General features: G+C 73.2%; 6 protein-coding genes. 1 reads left to right on the forward strand and 5 read right to left on the reverse strand.

Features of this window, described 5'->3' with window-relative positions:
* Positions 1–103: 103 nt before the first annotated feature.
* The 5 genes from ACLU3S_RS35195 to ACLU3S_RS35215 form a co-directional block, all read right to left on the reverse strand.
* The gene (locus ACLU3S_RS35195; RefSeq protein ID WP_413956039.1) at positions 104–475 is read right to left on the reverse strand and encodes a VOC family protein; all 372 of its coding nucleotides are present in this window, start codon (positions 473–475) and stop codon (positions 104–106) included.
* Between the two features lie 37 nt (positions 476–512).
* On the reverse strand, positions 513–2960 hold the full coding sequence (locus tag ACLU3S_RS35200) for a right-handed parallel beta-helix repeat-containing protein (protein WP_413956040.1): 2448 nt from the start codon (positions 2958–2960) through the stop codon (positions 513–515).
* 232 nt (positions 2961–3192) lie between these two features.
* A complete protein-coding gene (locus tag ACLU3S_RS35205; RefSeq protein WP_413956041.1) occupies positions 3193–3795 on the reverse strand; it encodes a hypothetical protein in 603 nt (200 codons plus the stop codon).
* A 197-nt stretch (positions 3796–3992) separates the two neighbouring features.
* Positions 3993–4817: an MOSC domain-containing protein gene (locus ACLU3S_RS35210; RefSeq protein ID WP_413956042.1), complete on the reverse strand. Its 825-nt coding sequence runs from the start codon at positions 4815–4817 to the stop codon at positions 3993–3995.
* Positions 4818–4860: 43 nt separating this feature from the next.
* Entirely contained in the window at positions 4861–5298 is a 438-nt protein-coding gene (locus tag ACLU3S_RS35215; protein WP_413956043.1) for a DUF6643 family protein, read from the reverse strand.
* Positions 5299–5631: 333 nt separating this feature from the next.
* Here ACLU3S_RS35215 and ACLU3S_RS35220 point away from each other — a divergent pair.
* A partial coding sequence (locus ACLU3S_RS35220; protein WP_413956044.1) for a TerD family protein occupies positions 5632–6172 on the forward strand: 541 nt, incomplete at its 3' end.

A 6172-nucleotide genomic window follows, 5' to 3' on the forward strand; every position in this document is an offset into this window, starting at 1 on the left:
GGCGCGGCCCGTGCCCGACGCCGTGCCCCGGCCGCGCACCGCGGTCCCGCCGGCCGGGCGGCCCGGCGAGCGGCTCGACGACCGCCCGGCAGGACACTGTTTCTCAGGACATCGTTTGCTCGGGCCGGGCCCGGTGCTCGACGTACTCCAGCACGGCCCGGCCCGGATGCCGCACCGTGGCGTTGCGGCCCGTGGGCACCTCGTTCGGGCCGTCGACGATCTCCCCGCCGTGTTCGGCCACGAGCGCCTGTGTCCCGTCCAGGTCGTCCACGAGCACGGCGCTCTGGACGCGCCGGAACGGGGCGAGGGCCTGCTCGTCACCGGCGACGATCAGGAAACCGCCGATGCCCGCGACCTCCGCACCGCGATACGGGAACCGCGTCCGGACGTCCTCGCCCGTCAGCGCGCGCAGGGCGGGCAGCGCCCGGTCCAGGTCGTCCGCGGAGAGCCGGGCGAGCGTCGCGAGTGCCTTCACGTCGGGTCCCTCGGGGCCTGTGGGTGGGCGGGAGCACTCAGGGCAGCTCCGGCAGGTCCTCCGCGTACAGCAGGGTCAGGTCGTCGGTGCTGGGGTCCTCGACCTGGGCGACGCGGCTCGCGTGCCGCTCCACCATCGCTTCGAAGGTCTGGCGGGCGGTACGGCCGTTGCCGAACGCGGGGCCCTTCGGGATCGCCGTGAAGTACTTGAGCAGCGCCTCCGTCGCGCCCGGCGCCAGCCGGTACTCGTGCTCGTCGGCCTGCTGCTCCACGATCCGCAGCAACTCCTCGGGTCCGTAGTCGCCGAAGGTGATGGTGCGCGAGAAGCGGGAGGCCACCCCGGGGTTGACCGAAAGGAAGCGTTCCATCTCGGCCGTGTAACCCGCGACGATCACCACCACCGCGTCCCGGTGGTCCTCCATCAGCTTCACCAGGGTGTCGATGGCCTCCTTGCCGAAGTCACGCCCGGCGTCCTCCGGGGACAGCGCGTACGCCTCGTCGATGAACAGCACACCGCCGCGCGCGCGTTCGAAGGCCTCCTGGGTGCGGATCGCCGTGGAACCGATGTGCTCGCCGACCAGGTCCACCCGGGACACCTCGACCAGATGGCCCTTCTCCAGCACGCCGAGCGAGGCGAGGATCTCGCCGTAGAGCCGGGCGACCGTCGTCTTGCCGGTGCCGGGGGAGCCCGTGAAGACCAGATGCCGCTTGACCGAGGCCGCCTTCAGGCCCGCCTGCCGGCGGCGCCGGCCCACCTCGATCATGTCGGTCAGCGCCCGCACCTCGCGCTTGACGCTCTCCAGGCCCACCAGCGCGTCGAGTTCCCCGAGCACGTCCTTCGACGTCCGGGCGGGCTGCCCCGGCTGTGCCGGCTCCGCGGCGGCGATCAGCGGCTCCTGCTCCGTGGTGCGCTGCCCGGGGATCGAGCCGAGCAGCCCGGGGGACTGCGCCGTCGTCTGCACGGCCGCCTCCCGGACCGCCGGGGGCCGCAGGCCGCCGCTCTCGTCGCTGGTGCAGTCCTCCACGACCGGCCCCGACCCGGACCCCGAGTCCGGGCCGCCGTCGGCGAACTCGTACCCACCGCGCGCGCACCGCTCGGTGCGGCACTTGCGCAGCGTCGTACGGCAGCCGTCGATCACATGGAAGCCGTAGCCGCCGCTGCCGCTGACCCGGCAGCTCAGGAAGCTGCCGCGGCCGCCCGCGGAGACGTAGAAGCCGGCCTCGGCGGGGGAGTCGACCGTACAGCGCTCGATGGTCGGGTCGGCGCCCTTGGTGACGATCACACCGGTCTGGGTGCCGTCCAGCGTGCAGTTGTTGAGTGTGCCGCCGCTGCCGTGGTCCCGGAACCAGGCGCCGGTGGCCGCCTCGCGGATGCGGCAGTCGTCGAGCTGGGCGGTCGCCCCGTCGCTCACCGACACGGCCGTGTTGCGCACCTGGGACAGGTCGCTGTCCACGACGTCCGCGCGCGAACCGCGGTCCAGCACGAACAGCGCGTCCGGCACGTCGTGCACCCGGCACGAGTCGAGGACCGCGGTCGCGCCGTCGCTCACCCACACCGCCGGGTAGTCGCCGGTGCTGTCGAAGATCTCGCACTGGTTGGCGTCCACCCGGGTGCCCGGGTCCCACACCGACAGGCCGTTGCGCCCGAACTGATGGACCGTCGTCCGGGTGAGCGTCAGCACGGAACGCGAGCGCAGGTCGATCGCGTTCTCCGGAATGTCGTGGATCCGGCAGTCGGCGAGCGTGAGCACGGCGTCCGTGTCCATGGTGACGCCGTCGGCGGTGGTGCGGTGCACATCGCAGTCGGTCAGGTGCGCGGTGGCCCGCCGGGTGACCTGCACCCCGGAGCCGCGCACCTCGTAGACCTCGCAACCCACCGCCTCCAGCGCGGAGTTCTCCCCGGTGACGGTGAACCCGGTGCCCGAGGCGTGGTGCACCCGGCAGCGGTCCAGGCGAGGGTGTGCGCCGCCGTGGACCGCCACGCCCGCCTGGCCGGCCGCGACGACCTCGCACTCCTCGAACACCCCGCTGCCGCCGTCGAGTACGGCGATGCCGATGCCGGCCGGGTTGTCCACGGTGCAGCGGCGCACGGTCGGGCGGGCGCCGCCGCGCACCTCGATACCGGTGGCGGACCGGGTCACGATCCGCACGTCCGTCACCTCCGGAGTGCCGTCCTCGACCAGCAGCGCGGGCGCGGCCGCGTCCTGGCCCTCCACGTGCACGTCCCGCACCACGGCCGAGGCCCGCACGGTCAGCGGCACCCCGTCCACCGGGGCGATCCGCACGGAGCCCGGCGAGCCCTCGGGGCCCCGGAGCGTCACGGCCCGCTGTACGACGAGGTTCTCCCGGTAGGTGCCGGGGGCGATGGTGAGGACGTCGCCGTCGACGGCGGCCTCCAGGGCGGCGGCGAGCGAAGCGTACTCACCCGTGCGGCGCCGCCACCGCGACGTACCGGTGTGCGTCACCTGGACCGTGCCCTGTGCCATGGCGTTGCTGTGCCCCCACCTCGTCGTACTGATGGCTCACGCCCCTCGGGCGCGTCGCCGAACGGTGCCGGGACCGCGAGCGTGCTCAGCCCCTGGGGTCTGTGCGCGTTCGCGCTCTCGAGAACCTGCGAGCACCAGCGGTTCGCTCACCCGCGGGTTGTCGCCGAAAGCGCTTCGGCCGGTCCACCGTAGCGTGTGCGTGCAGGGTGGGTTGACCGGAGCCGGAAGGCGGTCAGCTGCCGGTGCCCGCCTTGCCCCAGTCCGGTCCGGCCCGCTCCCATGCCTGGTCCCACCGTGTGTACCGGCGGCGGACCATGCGCCAGACGATCAGGCGCCGGCCGCTGTCGACCAGGGCCGCGGCCACCAGGGCCGCGCCGAAACCGGCCAGGACCGCATGCGTGGTCGCCGTGGCGGAGTCCAGCGGGCGCGTGGTTATTCGGCCGTGGGGATCCGTCCAGAGCGTGAAGTGGTCTCCCGGTTGCGGGGACTTGAGGTCCGCGAGGGCGGGGCCGTGCTGCCGGGTGCCGTCCGGCGCCGTCCAGTCCGCGATGACGCGGCTGCGGGCCTCGCGCGCGGGGGTGTCGGGATCCGTCTCCAGCGCGGCCTGGCCCAGGTCGCGGACCACGGTCGCGGTGACGAGCCGGCGAGCGTGCTGCTGCTCCCGCACGGAGCGCTGCAGCGAGTCCTGCGCGGCGGCGCCCACCAGGCAGCCGGTCACGGGCGCGGCCACGGCGATCAGCACCAGTGCCACGAGGGCCACCCAGGCCTCGGCCAGGTCGGTCGCCCGGCGCAGCGGATTGTGCCGCCAGCGCCACAGGCCGGTGACTGCACGCATGTGTCCCACCCCCTTTCGCTCCGTCATAGCCCCCGGCGCGAGCGGCCATCCACGGACCGGGGCAAGAGAGAGCGACGTCACGTCCGCCGCGGGCCGGTCACGACCGCGGCGTCTCACGCATTTCTCATGTCTCCTCAACGCCGGGACCGGGCCCGGGGTTCCCCGATCGGGAGGCAGGTTTTCGCGTGGTGCGATCGCTACTCGATCACCCTGACCGGATCACCGGTCCTGATGGTGCCGGGGGAGACGGGCACGAGGTTCTGGCCGAAGACGAGCCTGCCGTCGATCCGGCGGTGTTGGGCCAGGGTGTGCAGCGGCTCTCGGCCGCGTTCGGCGGTGGCCTGGTCGGTGGTGGTCACCACGCACCGTCCGCAGGACTTCGGGACGCGGAAGACCACCTCGCCGACGGCGAGGCGCGTCCAGTGGTCCTCCGCCCAGGGGTCGGTGCCGGCGACCACGACGCTGGGCCGGAAGCGGTTCATGGGCAGGGGACCCTCGTCGGCGTACCTGCCCTCGGCGATCAGGGAGTTGAGCGCGTCGAGGGAGGCCACCGTGGTGACGAGCAGCGGGTAGCCGTCGGCGAAGCTGACCGTCTCGCCAGGCAGCGCGTACTCGGGGTCGACCGGGCGGCGGGTGGCGGGGTCGTCGAGGTGGACCAGGCGGACGTCGGCCCGCAGCCAGGCGCTGCACCAGGCGTGCGCATCGGCCGCGGCCGGCACCGCCTCGACCTTCGTGCCGAAGATGTTCACCGGCACGGTCGCCGCCGGCTCCGGGACGCCGACCGGCAGCGGCGCGTGGCCGGGCGCCGACAGACGAATGCCGCCGCCGGCCATGGGCTCGGCGGCGGCAAGCGCCAGGCGCGGCTGCTCCCGCTGTGTGACGACCTTTCCCCCGTCGTCGATCAGCGCCCAGCGGCGGTCTCCGGCCAGGCCCCAGCGCTCCACCACGGCCTCCCGGAGCGCGAGGCCCCGGAACGCCTTGACCGGGTAGACGTGTATCGACTGCACTTCGGCGTTTCCCATGATGCCATCGTGCCAGGCGGCGGCGACGGCGGTGGTGTGCCGATCAGTAGCCGCGGTACTGCTGGTTGTTGTACGGGTCCTGGTACGGAGCCTGCATCGGCCGCGGCGCGGCCGGGCGCATGGCCTCGTACCCGTTGCCCTGGGGTGCCATCGGGCGCGGCTGCGGGGCCTGCGGACCGGGGTAGCCCCGCGGTGCGCTCGCCTGCTGCGGGATGTACGCCGCCGGCGCCTGCTGGAGCGGGGCGGGCTGCGGCGTGTGCGGATAGCCGTAGCCGGGGGCCTGCGGTGACGGGGCCGCCGGGAGGGCGGGCAGCGCCGACGGCAGCGCGGGCAGGCTGCTGCCCGTGTCGTACGCGGCGGGGACCCGGATCGGGGCGATCTGCGGGGTGCCCCGCTCGGCCACGAGCGAGTCGTAGATCGGAGTGTCCGGGAAGGAGGCGGAGTAGTAGCCGCCGCCATAAGTGGAGCGGGGGGAGGTCATGGCACATAAGTTAAGCCCACGATGTGCTGGTTGGGGAGACCGATAAGAGGGTTGTTTTCCGTGTCCGCAGTGACTGGGGATCCCCAATCCGAGCGAACTTGGCAAAAAGGGACGTCCTTCGGCGCTTGGATCGGGTAAAGGCCGAGCTCCTGGCGGGTTACCGGCGGTTGACCGGCGCTCTTCCCGCGCCGCTCGCCGTGCCCCTCGTGGGAGCCGGTCGTGGGGTTTGGTCGTGGGAGCCGGTCGTGGCCGGGAATAGGTTGTGCGGGTAGGGATGACTGGGGACAACCGCGTGACATCCGCAGGCCGACTCGCGAGGGGGCGGGCATGTCAATGTCCAAAGGATCGAACGCGCCGGTGCCGACCACGGCACTGCGCGTCGAATTGGGCTGGCTCTCCGGACCGGGCGTGCCCGACGCCGACGCCTCGGCGCTTCTGCTCGCCACCGGAAAGGTGCGTTCCGACGACGACTTCGTCTTCTACAACCAGCCCGCCCACCCCTCCGGCGCGGTACGCCACGAGGGCAAGCGGACCGCCGGCGCGCGCGTCACCGACACGCTCGTCGTCGACCTCGCGCGCGTCGAGGGCGCGATCGAGCGGATCGTGCTCGCCGCCTCGGCGGACGGCGGCACGTTCGGAAGGGTTCCGGACCTGTACATCGAGGTCACCGATGCCGCGACCGGCCAGGTGGTCGCGCGCTTCGACAACCCCGGCGCCACCGTGGAGACCGCCTTCCTGCTCGGCGAGTTCTACCGCCGCCAGGGCGCGTGGAAGTTCCGCGCCGTCGGCCAGGGCTACAGCAGCGGACTCGAAGGGCTGGCAACGGACTTCGGCATCACCGTGGACGTGCCCCAGCACGCCGCGGCCCCCGCGA

The organism is Streptomyces sp. AF1A, from assembly GCF_047340315.1.
In the GTDB taxonomy this organism is placed as follows: Bacteria; Actinomycetota; Actinomycetes; order Streptomycetales; family Streptomycetaceae; genus Streptomyces.

Coding starts and splice junctions, on each gene's coding strand:
- ACLU3S_RS35200 (WP_413956040.1), bottom strand. CDS start 2,960: ATGGCACAGGGCACGGTCCAGGTGACGCACACCGGTACGTCGCGGTGG.
- ACLU3S_RS35205 (WP_413956041.1), bottom strand. CDS start 3,795: ATGCGTGCAGTCACCGGCCTGTGGCGCTGGCGGCACAATCCGCTGCGC.
- ACLU3S_RS35210 (WP_413956042.1), bottom strand. CDS start 4,817: ATGGGAAACGCCGAAGTGCAGTCGATACACGTCTACCCGGTCAAGGCG.
- ACLU3S_RS35215 (WP_413956043.1), bottom strand. CDS start 5,298: ATGACCTCCCCCCGCTCCACTTATGGCGGCGGCTACTACTCCGCCTCC.